This window comes from Pseudoalteromonas sp. BDTF-M6, from assembly GCF_018334135.1.
In the GTDB taxonomy this organism is placed as follows: domain Bacteria; phylum Pseudomonadota; class Gammaproteobacteria; order Enterobacterales; family Alteromonadaceae; genus Pseudoalteromonas.
This window is the reverse complement of sequence record NZ_JAGXTQ010000005.1, coordinates 210675-229718: the sequence shown is the minus strand read 5'-3', so window position 1 is coordinate 229718 and position 19044 is coordinate 210675. Positions and strand designations below refer to the sequence as shown.

Annotated in this window: 15 protein-coding genes; 3 read left to right on the top strand and 12 right to left on the bottom strand. The window is 50.7% G+C overall.

What is annotated here, in order from left to right:
• Nucleotides 1-45 precede the first annotated feature (45 nt).
• From KD147_RS13400 to metE, 3 genes are all read right to left on the bottom strand, one after another.
• Nucleotides 46-885 carry an isopenicillin N synthase family dioxygenase gene (locus tag KD147_RS13400; protein ID WP_105254782.1) on the bottom strand — a complete coding sequence of 280 codons (840 nt, stop codon included), beginning with the start codon at nt 883-885 and terminating at the stop codon, nt 46-48.
• A gap of 233 nt (nt 886-1118) precedes the next feature.
• Entirely contained in the window at nt 1119-2162 is a 1044-nt protein-coding gene (gene pyrC / locus KD147_RS13395; RefSeq protein WP_105254781.1) for a dihydroorotase, read from the bottom strand.
• 120 nt (nt 2163-2282) lie between these two features.
• The gene (gene metE / locus KD147_RS13390; RefSeq protein WP_212548175.1) at nt 2283-4556 is read right to left on the bottom strand and encodes a 5-methyltetrahydropteroyltriglutamate--homocysteine S-methyltransferase; all 2274 of its coding nucleotides are present in this window, start codon (nt 4554-4556) and stop codon (nt 2283-2285) included.
• Nucleotides 4557-4857: 301 nt separating this feature from the next.
• Between metE and KD147_RS13385 the strand changes: the two genes are divergently transcribed.
• On the top strand, nt 4858-5748 hold the full coding sequence (locus KD147_RS13385; protein ID WP_105254779.1) for a LysR substrate-binding domain-containing protein: 891 nt from the start codon (nt 4858-4860) through the stop codon (nt 5746-5748).
• A 256-nt stretch (nt 5749-6004) separates the two neighbouring features.
• Here the strand turns inward: KD147_RS13385 and KD147_RS13380 are convergent, their stop codons facing one another.
• Nucleotides 6005-6757 carry a Nif3-like dinuclear metal center hexameric protein gene (locus KD147_RS13380; protein ID WP_212548174.1) on the bottom strand — a complete coding sequence of 251 codons (753 nt, stop codon included), beginning with the start codon at nt 6755-6757 and terminating at the stop codon, nt 6005-6007.
• A 163-nt stretch (nt 6758-6920) separates the two neighbouring features.
• Between KD147_RS13380 and KD147_RS13375 the strand changes: the two genes are divergently transcribed.
• On the top strand, nt 6921-7310 hold the full coding sequence (locus KD147_RS13375) for a hypothetical protein (RefSeq protein WP_105190721.1): 390 nt from the start codon (nt 6921-6923) through the stop codon (nt 7308-7310).
• A 51-nt stretch (nt 7311-7361) separates the two neighbouring features.
• Here KD147_RS13375 and prpF read toward each other — a convergent pair whose 3' ends face one another.
• The 5 genes from prpF to KD147_RS13350 all read right to left on the bottom strand — a co-directional run bounded on the left by prpF (nt 7362) and on the right by KD147_RS13350 (nt 14017).
• Entirely contained in the window at nt 7362-8537 is a 1176-nt protein-coding gene (gene prpF, locus KD147_RS13370) for a 2-methylaconitate cis-trans isomerase PrpF (protein ID WP_249319275.1), read from the bottom strand.
• Nucleotides 8538-8594: 57 nt separating this feature from the next.
• Complete coding sequence (acnD, locus tag KD147_RS13365; RefSeq protein WP_212548173.1) at nt 8595-11186, bottom strand: Fe/S-dependent 2-methylisocitrate dehydratase AcnD; 2592 nt, start codon at nt 11184-11186, stop codon at nt 8595-8597.
• Nucleotides 11187-11264: 78 nt separating this feature from the next.
• Nucleotides 11265-12389, bottom strand: a complete 1125-nt coding sequence (prpC, locus tag KD147_RS13360; protein ID WP_212548172.1) for a bifunctional 2-methylcitrate synthase/citrate synthase — start codon at nt 12387-12389, stop codon at nt 11265-11267.
• A 35-nt stretch (nt 12390-12424) separates the two neighbouring features.
• Nucleotides 12425-13303, bottom strand: a complete 879-nt coding sequence (gene prpB, locus KD147_RS13355; RefSeq protein WP_105254775.1) for a methylisocitrate lyase — start codon at nt 13301-13303, stop codon at nt 12425-12427.
• A gap of 30 nt (nt 13304-13333) precedes the next feature.
• Entirely contained in the window at nt 13334-14017 is a 684-nt protein-coding gene (locus KD147_RS13350; RefSeq protein ID WP_234399146.1) for a GntR family transcriptional regulator, read from the bottom strand.
• Nucleotides 14018-14258: 241 nt separating this feature from the next.
• Between KD147_RS13350 and rsmF the strand changes: the two genes are divergently transcribed.
• Nucleotides 14259-15713: a 16S rRNA (cytosine(1407)-C(5))-methyltransferase RsmF gene (rsmF, locus tag KD147_RS13345; RefSeq protein ID WP_212548202.1), complete on the top strand. Its 1455-nt coding sequence runs from the start codon at nt 14259-14261 to the stop codon at nt 15711-15713.
• Between the two features lie 317 nt (nt 15714-16030).
• On the opposite strand, the gene KD147_RS13340 is transcribed toward rsmF, so the two are convergent.
• The 3 genes from KD147_RS13340 to KD147_RS13330 are packed head-to-tail and all read right to left on the bottom strand — an operon-like array spanning nt 16031 to nt 19033.
• Nucleotides 16031-17872, bottom strand: a complete 1842-nt coding sequence (locus KD147_RS13340; RefSeq protein WP_349304700.1) for an alkaline phosphatase D family protein — start codon at nt 17870-17872, stop codon at nt 16031-16033.
• Nucleotides 17873-17892: 20 nt separating this feature from the next.
• Nucleotides 17893-18672, bottom strand: a complete 780-nt coding sequence (locus tag KD147_RS13335) for a TatD family hydrolase (protein ID WP_105254773.1) — start codon at nt 18670-18672, stop codon at nt 17893-17895.
• A 34-nt stretch (nt 18673-18706) separates the two neighbouring features.
• Nucleotides 18707-19033 (bottom strand): PilZ domain-containing protein, encoded by a 327-nt coding sequence (locus KD147_RS13330; RefSeq protein ID WP_105190729.1) that lies wholly within the window; start codon nt 19031-19033, stop codon nt 18707-18709.
• Between the last annotated feature and the right edge of the window lie 11 nt (nt 19034-19044).

Sequence of the window (19044 nt, the reverse complement as noted above, 5' to 3'; positions counted from 1 at the left end):
AAAGCCCGTTTTTAACGGGCTTTTTTTATGGTTGTTCTATGGGCGTTATTTTACGCCTAGTTCGCGCAAACGCTCCTGCAAATAGCTGTCGGCGGTGTAACGCTCAGACAGCACCACATCTGGGCGTGGGTGCAAAAACAGGGGTAACGAGATACGCGACTTGGTCGAGGCCTTACCCGTTGGGTTAATAACCCTGTGAATGGTCGATGGGAAGTAACCACCGGAAGCCTCTTGCAGCATATCGCCGATATTGATGATCAGGTTACCAAAGTCGCTAGGGACATCCAGCCAGCCACCCTCTTTTGTTTGTACCTGTAAACCCGGCTCGTTCGCCGCAGGCAAAACGGTCAGCAGGTTGATATCGCCATGAGCGGCGGCACGAATAGCGCCCGGCTCTTCATCGCCCGTCATCGGTGGGTAGTGCAAAATGCGCAGCAGAGTTTGCTCCGAGTCTTTGATCATGTCTTTAAGATCGATAGAAAACTTCGCCTGCACATCCGCCGGCGCATGCTCTTGTACCCAGCTTAGCAGTTCACTGGCAAACTCATTGGCCAAGCGATAATACTCGCGAATGTTCGCTTCCAGTTGCTCCGGCACTCGGCCTTTAGGATAGACATGGTAATACTCTTTGATGTCTTTAACCTTAAAGCCCTTGGCCACTTCACTGACCTCCGGGGGGAAATAACCGTCCTGAGTTTGTTTATCAAAAAGAAACTCATGCTTTTGCTCTGAGTTAAAAAAAGCCTGCCAATCCTGATAAATTGACTCCACCAGCGATTGTGGGATCGGATGGTTGGTTAACACTCCAAAACCGGTATTGCGAAGCGATTCGACAAATTCGGCTGGCGCGTTCGGCGATTGATAGTCCACTGTCGGTAAGTGCATGGTTATTTCACCTGTTTGTTATAGCGCGAGAAGCACTGACTGTGCTTAATTTTAGCGCCAGAGCTTAGTCAAAGCCACTCTATATCATAAGGACAATTGTCCGCCCATACCCGCACTGTGCGACTTGCTTGACGCAGATCAACACCCTGCCCCCCACCCTAGAGGTCAGTTCTTACGGACATAAAAAAACCCGATAAAACATCGGGCTTTTTTCTATCATGGCGGGATAGACCTTAGTCCTTCACCTGCCAGTTCAGCATTTCACCGGCACAAATAGGGATCACCTTGTCTTCAGCCAGCGGATAGCTTTGCGGCACTTGCCAAGGCTCACGTACCAGGGTCACTGTGTCCGTATTACGCGGCATGCCGTAAAAATCCGGGCCGAAGTGGCTGGCAAAGGCTTCAAGCTTATCCAGGGCACCGGCCTGCTCAAAGGCTTCGGCATAGAGCTCAAGTGACGCGTGCGCCGTGTATGCACCGGCACAGCCACAGGCCGCTTCTTTTTTGTCCTTAAGGTGTGGCGCCGAGTCGGTACCTAGGAAGAACTTGCTGTTACCACTGGTGGCAGCCGCAATCAGGGCTTCCTGGTGAGTGTTGCGCTTCAGGATCGGCAAACAGTAGTAGTGTGGACGAATACCACCGGCAAGCATATGATTGCGGTTATAAAGCAGGTGATGCGCGGTAATGGTCGCCGCCACATTGGCTGACGCCGAGCTCACAAACTCAACGGCATCCTTGGTAGTGATGTGTTCTAACACCACTTTAAGCTCAGGGAAGTCCTTCACTACCTTTTTCAGTTTGGTTTCGATAAAGACCTTTTCACGGTCGAAAATATCAATGCTGGAATCGGTCACCTCACCGTGTACCAACAGCAACATACCTACTTCCTGCATGGCTTCAAGTACAGGGTAGATGTTTTCGATATCAGTCACACCCGAGTCCGAGTTGGTGGTCGCGCCGGCAGGATACAGCTTAGCCGCAACGATTTTACCCGATGCCTTGGCTTTGCGAATTTCATCCGCCGTGGTGTTATCCGTTAGGTAAAGCACCATCAGGGGTTCAAAATGCGCCTGTGGCCCCGCAGCCATAATGCGATCACGATAAGCCAGCGCCGTATCGGTACAAGTCGCCGGTGGCACCAGGTTAGGCATAATAATGGCGCGGCCCATATAGCGGCTGGCGTCTCTTACCGTGTCTTTTAGTTGTTCGCCATCACGAAGGTGAATGTGCCAATCATCAGGACGAGTAAGGGTAATACGTTGCGGGGTATGTGTCATTGCGCTTATCCACTAGAAATTTTGTGTGATCTTAGGGGGGAAGACAGTGAAAGTAAAGGGTGAGAAAGGCTTTAAAAAGAGCGGACATTTATAACGTCCGCTCTTTTATGGCTCTTTTTACTAGGCACTTAACTCCTGGCGCAATTCCTTGGTCGCAATGACCATGTTTTGCAAGGCCTCACGGGTTTCCGGCCAGGCTCGCGTTTTCAAGCCGCAATCTGGGTTCACCCACAGACGCTCAACCGGCACTTTCGCCGCGGCCTTGTGAATCAACTCCTTGATCCATGTGACCTCGGGCACATTCGGAGTATGGATATCATACACCCCAGGGCCAATGTCATTGGGGTAATCGAAGTGCTCAAAGGCATCGAGCAGTTCCATATTTGAGCGCGATGTCTCTATGGTGATCACATCCGCATCCATGGCGGCGATGGCGCCAATAATGTCGTTAAACTCGCTGTAACACATATGAGTGTGAATTTGCGTGCTGTCATCAACGCCGCTGGCCGACACACGGAACGCATAGGCCGCCCAATCAAGATACGTTTGCCACTGGCTTGCCTTCAGTGGCATACCCTCGCGAAATGCCGGTTCATCGATTTGAATCACCTTAATGCCCGCATCCTGCAGATCCACCACCTCGTCGCGCAGCGCCAGGGCGATTTGTTTGGCAATAGTCGGTTTATCCAGATCATCGCGTACAAAGGACCAGAACAAAATGGTCACAGGACCGGTGAGCATGCCCTTCATATGCTTGTCAGTCAGCGACTGGGCATACTGGGTCCATTGCAAGGTCATGGGGGCAGCACGAGACACATCGCCCCAAATCAAAGGCGGCTTCACACAGCGTGTGCCATAACTTTGTACCCAGCCGAACTGGCTAAAGGCAAAACCATCGAGCAATTCACCGAAGTATTCGACCATGTCGTTACGCTCTGCCTCACCATGCACCAATACATCTATATCCAATGCTTCTTGCTCGCGCACCGCATATTGAATTTGCTCCTGCATCTGCTGCTCATAAGCCTCGGCACTCAAATCGCCTGCCTTAAAGTCGCGACGGGCCTTACGAATATCCGATGTCTGCGGGAAGGAGCCAATAGTAGTAGTCGGCAAGAGTGGCAATTGCAGGGCCGCCTTCTGTGTTTCAGCACGCAGCGCAAACTCGCTGTGACGTTGACCGTGATCCAAACTTAACTGAGCCACACGCTGCTGCACTTGCGCATTGTTTACCCTGCTTGAAGTACGGCGGTTTTTCACCGGTGCACTATAGGTGTCGATATCTTGCGTGTTGCAGCGCTCCAGAGCCACTTTCAGCAAATTAAGCTCTTCGCCTTTTTGCTTGGCAAAGGCCAACCAGCTTTTCAATTCACCGTCCAGCAGTTGCTCTTGCTCCAAGTCCACCGGGGTATGCAATAAAGAGCAAGATGGCGCCAGCCACAGCGAATCGCCACGACGCTCAGCAACCTCTTTCACTCGCTCATAGATGGCACTGAGATCGGCACGCCAAATATTACGGCCGTTGATCACCCCAAGAGACAACACCCGCTGCTCGCCAAGGGCTTTGTCCAGCGCTTCAATATTTTGTGGTGTTGCCACCAGGTCGAAATGGGCGCCATCAATGGCATACTCACTGATATCTTCCAGATAGGCGCTCACCTCATCAAAATAAGTCGCCAGCAGCAGCTTCACACCCTGATTTGCCAAGGCGGCAAAACTTTGAGTCAAGGCACTGCGGTAGTGGGTATCCAGCTCCAAGGCCAAAATTGGCTCATCGATTTGCACCCACTCCACCCCTTGTGCCGCCAACTTGGCCAGCACCTGATGATAGACAGGTAACAAGCGCTCTAACAAGGTAAGCTTGTCGAACTCGTCCCCGGCACATTTAGCCAGGTACAAATAGGTTACCGGGCCAACCAGCACGGGCTTGACCTTATGCCCTAAATTCTGCGCTTCTTCTACCTGCTCAAAAAGTTCGTTAAAGCTCAGCGCAAACTGCTGCTCGGCACTTAGCTCGGGCACAATATAATGGTAATTGGTATTAAACCATTTGGTCATCTCACTGGCGGCACAGGCGCAGCCCGTTGGCGCGCGACCGCGGCCGATACGGAACAGGGTGTCCAGTGCATTGCTGCTGTCGCTTTGATGGCGCGCCGGAATGGCTCCTACCAGCATAGAGGTAGATAAAACCTGATCGTACCAGGCAAAGTCGCCTACCGGCAAAAGCTCTATGCCGGCCTCGCTTTGCATTGCCCAATTTTCTTGGCGGATTTGCGCACCGCGCTGGCGCAGCTCTTCCTGAGTAATATCGCCGGCCCAGTAGGCCTCGATAGCAAATTTCAATTCGCGGCGTTTGCCGATACGGGGAAAACCTAAGTTATGTATACGTGCCATGATGTAAATATCCGTTTAGCTGTTTAGATGGCCAAACATTACCTCTCAGATCTTGGGGACACAAACGAAGCTTACTCACATTGCTAATGAATTAAATTCATATCAGCGCGTTAACTCACCGCTGAATAAATTTAAAAACAGAGAAAATAGACATTTTTCACAATGAATTTTATCTTTTAATAGCCAACCGAGTATAAAAGTGATAATTTTTTAGCCATCTAGACTTTTATACATTTATCCAGCGCGGTTTAGTCGCAATCATTATGAGATATGTGACTGGCTTTTATGAGATTTACTAAAGATGATTGAAATTAAACACCTTAAAACCATAGCCACCTTGAAAGAAACCGGTTCTTTAGTGAATACCGCCCGTGAATTATTTCTAACCCAGTCAGCTTTATCACATCAAATCAAAGACTTGGAAAACAAGCTGGATTGTCAGCTGTTTGAGCGTAAAACCCATCCGGTGCGTTTTACCCCTCAAGGCATGCTGCTATTGGAACTGGCGCAAGAGGTGTTACCTAAGGTCGAAGCCACCAAATGCCGCCTTAAAGAAAGTTTAAATCAGCCTATTTCGCAACTGCGCCTAAGTGTGGAATGCCACGCCTGTTTTCACTGGTTGCTGCCGACCATTAAGGAGTTCAATAATTTCTGGCCGGATATACATGTGGATTATGAGCGCGGCTTTAGTTATGACGCCATTCCCGAGTTGCTGGATGGTGATTTAGATCTGGTCCTGACCTCGGACATTCGTGAGCCGGATCGCTTGGAATTTGCCCATTTGTTCGATTTTAAGCTTAAGCTGATCGTGGCACCGGACCACCCCTTGGCCAACAAGGCCTATGTCACCGCCTTGGATTTAAAAGACGAGACCATCATCTCCTACCCTATTCCGCGGGAGCGCCAGGATATCTTCAAACACTTTATTCAAAATGCCCGTTTTGATGGCACCTTAAAAACCGTGGATCAGGGCTTGTTGATTTTCCAATTGGTCAGTGCAGGCATGGGCGTGGCCGCCCTGCCGGATTGGCTGGTGACGCCCTATGAGGCTCAGGGCTTGATCAAGTCAATTCCTTTAGGCGCCCTGGGATTGAACCGCCCCATGTATTTGGCGATGAAAAAAGAGATGAAGGACAACCCGGTTTATCGTCACTTCCTCAATACCTGTAAGCAAAATAACAGCCGCAAATAAGCCAGTGCAACAACAGTTAAAAGGAGCCTATGGCTCCTTTTAATACCAATTCTGTTAAGTATGTGATCAGATATAGCGCTGGATAAATGATGTGATAACAAGGCGGAATTTTTCTTATGTAGTTATTCTCGGCTTTGGCTCCTGCGCCGCTCTACCGCCTACATCCGTGTAGGCGTACATAGAAAAATTTCAACACAGTTAGCACGATATTTAGCCCGCTAGGGTGATTAGCTATTTAAGTGAATTGGTATAATCTTTATACCGGATTGTCGATGTCAATAAAGGTTACATCCAAGCCGAATTCATCCGCTAAGAATTCCCCCAACGCCTTAGCACCATAGCGCTCGGTGGCGTGGTGCCCGGCGGCAAAGAAATCTATGCCCTGCTCGGTGGAACTATGTATGGTTTGCTCCGAAGCCTCGCCGGACAGGTAGGCATCCAAACCTTGCGCCGCCGCCAGGTCGATATACCCCTGACCACCGCCGGTACACAGGCCGATGGTTTCAATCACATCCGAGCGCACCACTGAGCTGAGCGGCGTGCGCCCGAGCACGGTTTCGATGCGCTTGGCAAACTCAGCACCGCTGACCGGCGTTGTGAGTTTGCCCCACACCGGCACGCTGGTCGCTCCCGGCTCCATGCCGCCCTGGATCTCGATGCCCAATAACTTAGCGAGCTGAGCGTTGTTGCCTAACTCAGGGTGCACATCCAAAGGTAAGTGGTAGGCGAACAGGTTAATATCCGCCGCCAGCAGCGCTTTTATGCGGCGCTTTTTCATGCCACTGATGGTTTGTGACTCACCCTTCCAAAAGTAACCATGGTGTACCAAAAGCGCATCTGCTTGCAGCTCCACCGCCTTGTCCACCAGGGCCTGACTGGCGGTCACTCCGGTGACGATTTTTTTGATCTGTTCAGTGCCTTCCACCTGCAAGCCATTGGGACAAAAGTCTTTGATCTGCTCCGGCGCCAGCTTGGCATTCAAAATAGCGAGTAGCTCATTGCGTTTCATAATCACCTCATGCACCTAATTTAGGCCTAAATTTTCCCGTCATTGGGAGAAAAAATAAAGGAAATTAGCAATTTCGCCACAAAAAATTGAAAATCTTGGGACAAATGGGTATAAATATAAACTTGTAATAAAATTAACCTGCGTTAACGACTAGGATCTTTTGATGAGTAAACTAGACAAAACAGAAGTGTTAGCTGCTTTTGAAGCTGCTTATGAAGCGGCGAATGGCAAAAAGCCAGAAATCACCACCAAGCCTGGCTGGTACAGCATTGATGGCGGCAAAAACATGCGCCTTGCTGACGTAGCTGCTCTCACTGAAGAACTCACTTCTGGTAAAACAGAAACGGTCGCTAAAGCAGAAGAAAAGGCACCTGCCAAAGCAAGCAAAAAAACAACAACCAAAAAAGCAGCTCCTGCGGCAAAACCTACCGAAAAGAAAGCTGCCTTTACTGTCGTAAGTGAAAACAAAGACGGTTTCACTGCCGAAGAATTTTGGATTAAAGAGCTTGCAGAGAAAGACCACGACTGTCGCCTACCGCGCGGTGTTGTGTAATTCACCTTCTGCTTTAATAAAAAAAGCCGCTTTGAGCGGCTTTTTTTATGTCTACTCGCCTAATTCAGGCTCTGGTACTCGCACCCAGCCTTCCATTAAGCGGCGGGCACTGCGGCTCATACTGACGCTGTGCACTTCAACCTGCCCCGCATTCATATTCACCGAGGCACCCACTTGCAATGTGCCCGAAGGGTGACCAAAGGTCAGTGACTGACGAGCCACACCACCGGCGGCAAGATTCACCAAGGTGCCTTCAATAGCGGCGGCGGTGGCGATAGCAACGGCGGCCGTGCCCATCATGGCATGGTGCAGTTTGCCCATAGACAGGGCACGAATTTGCACGTCTATATCCGCTCTATCAATGTGCTTGCCACTGGAGGCCACATAGCTGCTTGGCGGTGCCACCATAGCAATTTTCGGCGTATGCTGACGGATTTTCGCCTCTTCAATATCGCTGATCAGCCCCATTTGCACCGCACCAAAGGCACGAATGCGCTCAAAGCGTGCCAATGCCTGCTCATCATTATTGATATCGTCTTGCAACTCGGCCCCGGTGTAACCCAGTTCACTAGCATTCACGAAAATCGTGGGGATACCGGCATTGATAAAGGTCGCTTGTAGCTCGCCCTCGCCCGGCACGACTAGAGTATCAACCAGATTACCCGTTGGCAGGACCGCACCATCACCGACAGGCGATAAAAAGTCGACTTTGACCTCGGCGGCCGGAAAGGTCACGCCATCGAGTTCGAAGTCACCAAGCTCTTGCACCATGCCATCGCGCATAGGCACATGAGCGATGATGGTTTTATGGATATTGGCCTGCCAGATCCGCACTTCGGTGATACCGTTTTCGCAAATGCGTGCTGCATCCACCAAGCCGTTATTAATGGCAAAGGCACCCACCGCAGCGGTTAGGTTGCCACAATTGCCGCTCCAATCAATAAAGGGCTTGTCGATGGCGACCTGGCCAAACAGGTAGTCAACGTCATGATCCGCTTTATCGCTTTTCGATAAGATCACCGTTTTACTGGTACTGGATGTCGCCCCGCCCATGCCATCGGTGTGTTTGCCGTAGGGATCCGGGCTGCCGATGACGCGCAAAAGCAAGGCATCGCGATAGGCGCCGGGCTGCTGCGCTTGTGCTGGCAAATCATGCAGTGCAAAGAACACCCCTTTACTGGTACCGCCGCGCATATAGGTTGCCGGTATTTTTAGCTGTTGTGTCATTATTAACCTCAAAAAAAGGTGAGATCCCATCACTAATGGGAGCCCACCTTTTGCAATTTATACTGAGCCTTCAAGGAAGTCCTGAGCAAAGCGCTGTAATACACCGCCTGCACTGTAGATAGACAATTCCTCTTGGGTATCAAGGCGACATTTAGTGGTAATGGTCAGCTGCTCACCATTGGCTCGGGTGATCTGCACTTGCATATCGGCACCCGGTGCTGGCTCGCCTAACACCGTATAGGTTTCGCTGCCATCAAGGTTGAAAGTCTTACGATTTTCACCCGCTTTAAACTCCAGAGGTAACACACCCATACCAATCAGGTTGGTACGGTGAATACGCTCGAAACCTTCGGCGATGATCACTTCGACGCCCGCCAGGCGAACGCCTTTGGCTGCCCAGTCACGGCTTGAACCCTGACCATAGTCGGCACCGGCAACGATACATAACGGCTGCTTACGCTCCATATAGGTTTCAATGGCTTCCCACATGCGGGTAACCTGGCCTTCTGGCTCAATACGCGCCAGTGAGCCCTGCTTCACCTCACCGTTTTCATCGCGCACCATTTCGTTAAACAGCTTCGGGTTAGCGAAGGTTGCACGTTGCGCCGTTAGGTGGTCACCACGGTGCGTGGCGTACGAGTTAAAGTCTTCTTCAGGCAGACCCATTTTCGCCAAGTATTCACCCGCCGCACTGCTGGCCAGAATCGCATTCGACGGCGACAAGTGGTCGGTGGTGATGTTGTCACCCAGCACCGCCAGCGGACGCATGTCTTTCATGGTGCGTGGTGCCGCCAGTGCCCCTTCCCAATAAGGTGGACGACGAATATAGGTGCTCATTTCGCGCCAGTCGTACAAGGGGTTGTTCTTTTCACCGTAATCCACGTCTAAATCGAACATGGGTTCGTACACCTGGCGGAAGTGCTCAGGCTTCACGCTCTTGGCAATAACCGCATCGATTTCTTCGTCGCTTGGCCATAGATCCTTCAGGGTAATAGGCTGACCTTGCTTATCGTAGCCCAGGGCATCTTTTTCGATATCGAAACGTATGGTACCGGCAATGGCATACGCCACCACCAATGGCGGTGAGGCCAGGAAGGCTTGTTTGGCATAGGGGTGGATACGGCCGTCAAAGTTACGGTTGCCAGAGAGTACCGCAGTCGCATACAGATCGCGCTCAATCACCTCTTGCTGAATTTTCGGGTCCAGGGCGCCACTCATGCCGTTACATGAAGTACAGGCAAAACCCACCACACCAAAGCCCAGGGCTTCCAGTTCAGGCAATAGGTTCGCTTCTTCTAAATAGAGTTTCACCGCTTTAGAACCTGGCGCCAGTGAGGTTTTCACCCAGGGCTTGCGCACTAAGCCAAACTTATTAGCGTTACGGGCTAATAAACCTGCGGCAATCACGTTACGCGGGTTAGAGGTGTTGGTACAACTGGTAATCGCCGCGATAATAACCGCGCCATCCGGCATCAGGCCTTCTTCTTGCTCAACATGCTTGGCGATACCACGGGCTTGCAAGTCCGCCGTCGCCAAACGAGCATGCGGATTTGATGGACCGGCCAGGTTACGACCCACAGATGACAAATCAAAGCTTAATACGCGCTCGTATTTCGCACCCGTCATGGCATCGGCCCACAAACCAGTTTCTTTGGCGTACTGTTCAACCAGCTTAACCTGCTCGTCTTCACGACCGGTCAGTTTCAAATAGTCGATGGTTTGCTCATCGATATAGAACATGGCCGCCGTGGCACCGTATTCCGGTGTCATATTCGAGATGGTGGCACGATCGCCCAGGGTCAGATGCGAGGCACCCTCACCATAGAACTCAAGGTAGCTGGAAACCACACGCTCTTTACGTAGGAATTCGGTTAACGCCAGTACGATATCGGTGGCGGTAATGCCCGGCTGCGGCTTACCCGTCAACTCAACACCGATAATATCCGGCAAGCGCATGTAAGAGGCACGACCCAGCATCACGCTTTCGGCTTCAAGACCACCCACACCCACGGCGATTACGCCCAGCGCATCAACATGCGGGGTATGACTGTCGGTACCTACCAGGGTATCCGGGAAGGCCACGCCATCACGTACCTGGATCACCGGCGACATCTTCTCCAGGTTGATCTGGTGCATGATGCCGTTACCCGGCGGGATCACATCAACGTTTTTAAACGCTGTTTTGGTCCAGTTAATAAAGTGGAATCTGTCTTCGTTGCGACGGTCTTCAATGGCACGGTTCTTTTCGAACGCGTCTGGGTCAAAGCCCGGTGCTTCGACCGCCAACGAGTGGTCAACGATCAATTGAGTTGGCACTACTGGGTTTACCTTGGCCGGATCGCCGCCTTTGGCAGCAATGGCATCACGCAGACCGGCAAGATCCACCAGCGCCGTTTGACCAAGAATATCGTGACAAACTACGCGCGCCGGGAACCAAGGGAAATCATGCTCGCGCTTGCGATAAATAAGTTGCTCAAGGCTTTGCGTTAAATCTTCTGGGTTACAACGGCGAACCAGGTTCTCGGCAAGCACTTTTGAGGTGTAAGGCAAGCCATCGTAGGCACCTGGCTCGATTGCATCAACCGCCGCTCGGGTATCGTAATAAACCAGCTCTGAGCCCGGCAGCGTCTTACGGTATTGGGTATTCATAATCTTCTCTACATTGCGAATGGATGTGGTGCGCCAACGAATGTGCCGCACCGACAGGCAAGGTGGCTAAGCCGTAGCTTAGCGCTCGCTTAGCTCGGGCACTGGACGCGCTTCTGGGCCAACATAACCCGCACTTGGGCGGATAATACGGTTGTTAGCACGCTGCTCTTTCACGTGTGCAGTCCAGCCCGTTACGCGACTCATTACAAAGATAGGCGTAAACAATTTGGTTGGAATGCCCATAAAGTGATAGGCCGACGCGTGGAAGAAATCGGCATTACAGAATAGCTTCTTCTCGCGCCACATCACTTCTTCACAACGTACAGACACAGGGTAAAGCACATCATCGCCTACCTCTTGGGCCAAACGCTCTGACCATTTTTTGATGATCACATTACGCGGATCGCTTTCGCGGTAAATCGCATGACCGAAGCCCATGATCTTCTCTTTACGCTCAAGCATGCCCATCAGCTCCTGCTCGGCTTCATCGGCATTGCTGAAGCGCTCAATCAGTTCCATCGCTGCTTCGTTGGCACCACCGTGCAATGGACCACGCAGTGAACCGATAGCACCGGTTACACATGAATGAATGTCAGACAATGTTGACGCACATACGCGGGCGGTGAAGGTTGAGGCGTTAAACTCGTGCTCTGCATAGAGAATCAAAGACACGTTCATCACATCGGCAAACAACTGCGATGGCGCTTTGTCATGCAACAGATGCAGGAAGTGAGCGCCCACCGAATCGTCATCGGTTTCAACTTCGATGCGCACGCCATCGTGGCTAAAGCGGTACCAGTAACAGATGATGCTTGGGAAAATAGCAACCATGCGGTCAATGGCGTCATTGGCCTGGTCGAAGTCGGTTTCCATTTCCAGGTTACCCAGCATAGAACAGCCGGTACGCATCACATCCATTGGGTGGGCATCTTTTGGAATGGCCTCTAGCACGGTTTTAAGTGCCGCCGGTAGGCCGCGCAATGATTTAAGCTTGGCTTTGTATTCAACCAGCTCACCCGCGGTAGGTAGCTCACCGCGCGAAAGTAAAAAGGCCACTTCTTCGAACTGTACTTTATCCGCCAGCTCGCTGATGTCATAACCACAATAGGTTAGGCCCGAACCTGTTTTACCTACCGTACAAAGGGCTGTTTGACCCGCTTCTTGACCGCGCAGACCCGCGCCACCTAATGCTTTATCTACCATAATAATTCTCCTGAATTTTTCCTGTTGAAACTCGGTTACTTATTCTTGCCTTCGGCAAAAAGGGCATCGAGTTTTTGTTCGTATTCGTGATAGCCAAGATAATCGTATAGCTCCATACGAGTTTGCATGGTGTCTATTACGGCTTTTTGATCGCCGTTCGCTAGAATCGATTTGTACACATTTTCTGCCGCCTTATTCATGGCACGGAATGCCGACAATGGGTAAAGCACCATGTCCACGCCCCACTCGCCTAGCTCTTTGCAGTTCCACAATTCGGTTTTACCGAACTCGGTGATGTTGGCCAGAATTGGCACGTCTAACGCGTCGGCAAAGGCGCGGTAATGCTCTTCGGTTTGTACCGCTTCGGCAAAGATACCGTCGGCACCGGCGGCCACATAAGCCTTGGCACGTGCAATAGCGGCTTCTAAGCCTTCTTGGGCAAATGAGTCGGTACGGGCCATGATGAAGAAGTCTGAGTCGGTACGGGCATCCACCGCCGCTTTAATACGGTCGACCATTTCTTCAACGGGAACGATTTCTTTATTTGGACGGTGACCACAACGCTTTTGCGCCACCTGATCTTCGATGTGCACCGCAGCGGCACCGGCTTTTTCCATATCGCGGATGGTCTTGGCAATATTAAATGCACCGCCCCAACCCGTGTCGATATCCACCATTAGCGGTAAGTCGCAGGCCGAGGTAATACGCTGTACATCGGCAATCACATCGTTCAATGAAGTCATGCCTAAGTCAGGCAGACCGTATGAGGCGTTGGCCACGCCACCGCCGGACAGATAAATAGCTTGGTGGCCTAGTTGTTTGGCCATCATGGCACAATAAGCATTGATAGTGCCAACAATCTGCAATGGCTGATTGGCCGTTAATGCGTCTCTAAATTTTTTTCCTGCGGACATTGTAAACTCCTGCTCTGTGAACGGTTGCGGTTATTGCGCCGCGTTAAATTTGTTTTCTATGTTATTCATTGAATAGCTGATATGTCGCTTCATCAACATCTCAGCCAATTCGCCATCACGATTTTCAATGGCGTTAATAATAGCCAAATGCTCGTCAAATGCTTTGGAAACTCGAGGGCCCGTCATCCCCATTTGCACTCGGTACATGCGAATAAGCTGATATAAATCGTGAATTAGCAAATTAAATAGGTGCTCGTTTTTCGAGCCCTTAATGATGCGGTAGTGAAAATCCAGGTCGCCGGCCTCTTGGTAATAGGACTCCCCTTCTTTCACTCGTTGCTCATTGAGGTGCTTGTTTAACAAGGCTTTAATATTGGCAATTTCCTCGTCGGTCATGTTCTGTGCGGCAAGCCGACAGGCCAAACCCTCGAGGGCGGCACGCACCTGATACACCTCGATAAGGCGCTCTGGCGTCAAGGCCACCACGCGACAACCCACATTGGCTTTGCGCTCAACCAGATTACAGGCCTCTAAACGGTTTAGGGCATCACGCAGGGTTGCGCGCGATACACCATAGCGTTTTGCCAATTCCGGTTCGGAAATTTTCGACCCCTGTGCCACGTCTCCCTCAACGATGGCGCGGCGCAGCTCCACAAAAACTTGGTCTACTGCGGTTGTCACCTGGTTTTGCGGTTCTATTGATTCATTAGTCACGGATTGATTGCTCACGCCTTTCTCAAATTGTCGACAATCTTGGCACCTACTATGGGAGAGGTCGGGGATATTGTCAACCGTAGTCAGCCTATATTGTCGACATAAATTCTATTTATACCGGCAAAAGTTAGTGCTTTGTGTGGAATTAAAACAAAAATGTCGACACTTTAAAAACATCGGCATTCACTATGGTGATGCGATACACTATGGCCAGATTATTTGCCCGTCATTGTCCATATCTATGAACATCAATACCTATATCCCCGAAGCTTTTATTGATGATGTTAAAAGCTATTTGCCTGAACACCTTGAACTAGAAGACTTTATCAACGCCTGCCAAACCCCGCTTAAAAGAGCGGTGCGAGTTAATACGTTAAAGATGACCACCGAGGAGTTTGAGCAAATATGTAACCAGCGCCATTGGCAGACCACCCCGGTGCCCTGGTGTGAAGAGGGTTATTGGCTAACCCGTCCAGAGCAAGAAGAAGAGTCCCTGCCTTTGGGCAGAACCGATTTGCACTTAAGTGGCTGCATCTATGTACAAGAGGCCAGCTCCATGCTGCCACCCACCGCCTTGAAAGATGCCTTAGGCAATGCCTTAGGCGAAGCCCATACGGTACTGGATATGGCTGCGGCCCCAGGCAGTAAAACCTCACAATTGGTGGCCATGCTGAACAATCAGGGCTTTTTAGTCGCCAACGAGTATTCATCGTCAAGACTCAAGGCTCTCAGTGCTACGCTTAAACGCATCGGCGCCCATAATGTTGGGCTCACGCATTTTGATGGCGCCGTATTTGGAAATTATATGCCGGAGATGTTCGACGCCATCTTATTGGATGCACCCTGCTCTGGTGAAGGCACGGTAAGGAAGGATGCAGATGCGTTAAAAAACTGGTCGCTGCAATCGAATATCGATATCAGCGAGGTACAAAAGTCGCTGATAAAAAGCGCTTTCCACGCCCTTAAAGTGGGCGGCACCCTGGTCTACTCCACCTGCACCCTGACCCCGGTAGAAAACCAGGCCGTGTGCCAGTACCTGCTCGACGAATTTGCCGGCTTAATCGAAGTTGAGCCGCTGAATGATTTGTTTACCGATGCAGAAAAAGCGGCAACAGAAGAAGGCTATCTGCACATCTGGCCACAGATATTCGACAGCGAAGGCTTCTTTATTGCCAAGTTTAAGAAAACCGGTGCCAAGGCGGTAAGTGAACCGAAAAGCAAAAAAGGCGCCTTCCCTTTTACGCCAATGCCGGCGAAACAACTGCAAGAATTTATGCAGTATCTTAAAAAGCAGTTTGGGATAAAAGCCTTACCCGGCACCCTGTATGTCCGCGATAAAGAAGTATGGCTGTTCCCGGATGCAGAGAATGTGCAGTTGTTTGAGGCGGTTAAATACTCCCGCATCGGTATCTTGATTGGCACCACACACAAAAATGGCGTGCGACTTGAGCATGAGTTTGGCAGTTGCCTAGGGAAACTGGCCACGAAAAACACCGTTGAATTAACCGCCGAGCAAGGCGCCGACTACTTTAATGGCAAAGATGTACGCCTTAGCGAGCCAAGTTCGGCCCAAGGTGAAGTGATCATACGTTTAAACGGAGCCAGCGTCGGTCTGGGGAAGTGGCAAAAGAACAAAATCAAAAACTCCCTTGCCCGGGATCTGGTCCTGGATGGACGGTTAATAACTTGGGAATAACTTGGGTATAAAAGCAGCAAAAACCAGTCTGTTTTTTTTACAGTTTTTCACAAAAGTTTATAACACACTGTTTTTAAAGTTAATTTAATCGTTCAGATTTATTTCACTTTTTGCACTGCGTTAACTACAATTAAGAAGACTTTCGCTTCTCCCGTATGAATGTGAACAGTTTATTTAGTTAGCGCACGGCTCATCAAGAGCCATTCCCCTAGGCCCAGGACAATGCGGATTCGTCCTGGGCGTTTTTTATTCCTTTTGAAAATTTTCACCATAAGTTTCAAGCTGTTGCGATAAATTATTGCCACTTTTTTGTGACCTTAATCGAGTTCATACTCGGTGCAGCTGCCGTCGCTGTGCAGCAGCCGATAGCGGTTTAGCTCGCCCTGCTCCAACTCAATCAGACTGATCGCCGCCTGACTCACCAAATGTTTCTGCGGACCCGTGGTGGTATCGTGCTTATCGACCTTCATTTGCCAACGTTTGGTAAACATATTCAAGGGGCTGCGCGGCGAGTAGAGTATGGAGTCAAGCTTATCCAAAAAGTTGATCAACTTACGAGGAAACTCATTCTTAATGCCACTGGCAGTCAGCTGCCAAATACGGTTGTCGCGCTCGCCAAAGCGCGCCTTGACGGAGAAGCAAAAGGAATAATGCACATCGCCGGAAAGAATGATGGTTTCTTCCGGTGTTTCTAAGCGCCGGAAGATATCGAGTAACTTTTTCGCCGAGCCCTCATGGGCCATCCAGTTTTCACAATCCACCATTAAGGGCTTACCGCACAGGGTAAACAGCGCCTGTATCGCCTCGATGGATTTAACCCCAAACACCGGCGCCGGGGAAACCAGCAAAACCTTGTCACAGCCTTCCAGGGTGCTCTCTAGCTCTAATAGTCGCTCCCAGTCCAAGAGGCCGGATGGCTCATTAAAGTCCTGCTCGTTTCGCCACCTATGGGTACGGGTATCGAGCACCACGACCTTAGGTACGGTGGGGAGCTCATAATGCCAGTAATCGTAATGCAGCAAGGGCTTATAGCCGCCCTTCAAATGCCAATGATTATCTTGCAAGGCGTCATTGACTAAGGAGAAAAAAGGCCAGTCCTGTTTCGCATCCGTATTCCCCCAGCCCTGAAACAGGGCGTAGGCCAACATGGCATTGCATATTATGCCGCGGCTGGCGCCATGGGTATACACCGCTTGCTCCCAATTAGCGGTGAGGTTCCAATCATCGGTGACGTCATGATCGTCGAAAATCATTAAGGTGCTGGTGTGCGCCAACAACCGCGCCACCTGCCCTTGGCTGGCGGCAAATTTACGCAAATGCTCGCGCTCGGCACTAAACACTTCCTGCTGGGGATGCTCGGCGGCGAGCTCTAGCCGGGCAAAATCGACCAGTTGCCAACTTGCGGCGCTAAAACTCAACAAATACAGCGCAATAAATTCTTCGAAATGGATTAAATGGTTGGCACTTTTAATGCTGCTAAAGTGGGGCTCGTCTTTGCGCAGCCAATAGCCGCTGTGCCACTTTGACAGTTTTTGCCAAGGCTTTTTCGGCAGCAACTCGGCGCGCCGATAGAGCTCGTCGACCACCTGCTCGCTCGTAGTCAGCAAGGGCATGGATTCGGTGTAAATACCCAGCTTGGCAACCAACTGATGAATAGCCAGTAACATGGGACCAGCCACATCATCGGCATACACCTGATCGCCAGAGAGCAACAACAACTGCGGACGTTGAACCTCATTTTCTTGCGCTAGGGAGCGCGCCAGCAATTCATCTGCCTGCACCAGGGCATCGTCACTGTAATGATGGGGATTGCGACAAGAGCCATGTAGCACTGAGTGAAGTTGCTGGGGTATCAATAACGTCGGGCTGGTGTGGCCGGGGTAGCAAAACGCACTTAAATCTATGCGCTCAAGGCCATCAAACAGCTCGTAGGCGATGGCCAGGTCCGCAGCAAAGGTCCCTTTGCTTGGCGTAAGGGTCAGGCTGTAAAGGTACAAGTGCTCGCCAAGACGGCACATGTCTACCTGCTGATACAGCTCGACGCCGCTTAGCTCTAATCTTGGGTTGATCGCCTTAGAGGTCGCCAGCTGCAGGCGAATAAGCTCGGGCTCGGCGCGACGAAGCAAAGGGCCAAGCAGGAGCAGAGGAAGTTCTGTCACAATATTGGCCCCATCAATCCTTAGCGCCTGTTAATACCGTTAAATAAACGATAGAAGTTATCCGTAGTAGCGTTCGCCAGCTCTTTATAGCTCACCCCTTTGAGGTCGGCAATAAAGTAGGCCACATCCTGCACATAGGCAGGTTGGTTGGTTTTACCGCGATGCGGCACCGGTGCCAAGTAGGGTGAGTCGGTTTCAATCAGCAAGCGCTCCAGAGGCACCTGCTTAACCACCTCTCGCAACTGCTCAGCATTACGGAAGGTGACGATGCCTGAAATGGAAATATAAAAACCCAGATCCATGGCCTGTTTCGCCATGTCCAGGTCTTCGGTGAAGCAATGCAGCACCCCACCACAACGCTCGGCATTATGCTCGCGCATCAAATTTATGGTGTCGGCTTTGGCGTCTCGGGTATGAATAATCAGCGGCTTATTCAGCTCATTGGCCACCTGAATATGGCCGACAAAACTCTCTTGCTGAACCTGCTTAGTTTCACCACTGTAGTAGTAATCCAACCCGGTTTCACCTATGGCAACCACCTTGTCATGCACCGCCAAACGGCGCAACAGGTCTATATCCAAAGCGTCTTTTTGATCTAACGGGTGCACCCCGCAAGAAGCGGAGACATCGTCGAAGGCGGCAATTTTTTCCAGCATCTGTGGAAACTGCTGCAAGGTCACGCTCACACATAAGAAGTGTTCAACATCTTTAGCACGCGCCTGAGCTAATACACTCGGCAAATCTTCGCCGAGCTTATCAAAGTCCAACCTGTCTAGGTGGCAATGGGAATCTACAATCATGAGTTACTGCAATGTGGATGTAAGGCCCAAGGCCTTACATGGTGTATGTGGGGTGGCCGGAATTTAACAAGGTTCCAAGCATCTTTTCGATTTTATCACGCAAATGTACCTTGTCGTCGATAAAGCCGATGCCGATACCCGGCGGGTTTGAGCTTTGCGCGCCGATTGGGGTTACCCACACGACTTTGCCCGTCACCACTTCTTCTTCAAGGGAATCGGGTAAGCTTACACGCAACGCCAAAGACTGCCCCATTTCATAGCTCATGTTTGTGCGTACAAACAAACCACCGGTTTTTAGATAAGGCATATAACAACGATATAATTCATCCAGATCGTCTAATTCTACAAGTAGCTCTTGCACAACGGCTCCTT

Coding starts and splice junctions, on each gene's coding strand:
- KD147_RS13400 (WP_105254782.1), bottom strand. CDS start 885: ATGCACTTACCGACAGTGGACTATCAATCGCCGAACGCGCCAGCCGAA.
- pyrC (WP_105254781.1), bottom strand. CDS start 2,162: ATGACACATACCCCGCAACGTATTACCCTTACTCGTCCTGATGATTGG.
- metE (WP_212548175.1), bottom strand. CDS start 4,556: ATGGCACGTATACATAACTTAGGTTTTCCCCGTATCGGCAAACGCCGC.
- KD147_RS13385 (WP_105254779.1), top strand. CDS start 4,858: ATGATTGAAATTAAACACCTTAAAACCATAGCCACCTTGAAAGAAACC.
- KD147_RS13380 (WP_212548174.1), bottom strand. CDS start 6,757: ATGAAACGCAATGAGCTACTCGCTATTTTGAATGCCAAGCTGGCGCCG.
- KD147_RS13375 (WP_105190721.1), top strand. CDS start 6,921: ATGAGTAAACTAGACAAAACAGAAGTGTTAGCTGCTTTTGAAGCTGCT.
- prpF (WP_249319275.1), bottom strand. CDS start 8,537: ATGACACAACAGCTAAAAATACCGGCAACCTATATGCGCGGCGGTACC.
- acnD (WP_212548173.1), bottom strand. CDS start 11,186: ATGAATACCCAATACCGTAAGACGCTGCCGGGCTCAGAGCTGGTTTAT.
- prpC (WP_212548172.1), bottom strand. CDS start 12,389: ATGGTAGATAAAGCATTAGGTGGCGCGGGTCTGCGCGGTCAAGAAGCG.
- prpB (WP_105254775.1), bottom strand. CDS start 13,303: ATGTCCGCAGGAAAAAAATTTAGAGACGCATTAACGGCCAATCAGCCA.
- rsmF (WP_212548202.1), top strand. CDS start 14,259: ATGAACATCAATACCTATATCCCCGAAGCTTTTATTGATGATGTTAAA.
- KD147_RS13335 (WP_105254773.1), bottom strand. CDS start 18,672: ATGATTGTAGATTCCCATTGCCACCTAGACAGGTTGGACTTTGATAAG.